This is a genomic window from Priestia koreensis, from assembly GCF_001274935.1.
In the GTDB taxonomy this organism is placed as follows: domain Bacteria; phylum Bacillota; class Bacilli; order Bacillales; family Bacillaceae_H; genus Bacillus_AG; species Bacillus_AG koreensis.
Window position 1 is genome coordinate 1 of sequence record NZ_LILC01000040.1, and the last position, 644, is coordinate 644.

Sequence of the window (644 nt, forward strand, 5' to 3'; positions counted from 1 at the left end):
AATGGACAGTTCGTCCGAACTTTCTCGTTCGATTTGTGGAATGATTTCATTTTTGACCAGTTCGTCGTACAGTTCGTTTGATTTTTGAACGAGACTCTCACGATAGGTATGAATGGATTTACGCCAAACGAATGTGAACTTATTGGCATTCGCTTCGATTTTCGTTCCATCAATAAAAACCGCTTCTTGGTCAATCTCGTTCTCTTCCACAAGCTGACAACGAAATTGGACAAAACACTCTCGAAGCAGCGTTTGAACTTCTGGATGAACTCGAAACCGATTGATGGTACGGTAGCTTGGTTCGTAACCTTGAGCTAACCACATCATACGGATACTATCTTGGAGAAGGGCTTCGATTTTTCTTCCTGAAAAAACGGATTGGGTGTAGGCACATAAGATGACTTTCATCATCATGCGGGGATGGTAAGCAGGACATCCCGTTTTCCGCAAGAAGCCCGCAAAGGCTTCATCTGGAATCTGTTCAACGAGATGGTGAATAACGAAGGCTACATCATTTTCTTTCACATTTCTTTCTAAATCTAAAGGTAAAACCACTTGATTCATGTTATAATCTTTAAACATAAGGACCCTTCTTTCCGATGAGATTTGGTGTGGTAACTTTATTTTATCAGAAGTGGTCCTTA

At 40.8% G+C, this 644-nt stretch carries 1 protein-coding gene; it reads right to left on the minus strand.

Annotation, left to right across the window (positions count from 1 at the left end; translation table 11 throughout):
* Positions 1–582, minus strand: a 582-nt coding sequence (locus AMD01_RS23225) for a transposase (RefSeq protein WP_169776004.1), incomplete at its 3' end; no start/stop codon positions are given.
* Positions 583–644: the final 62 nt, after the last annotated feature.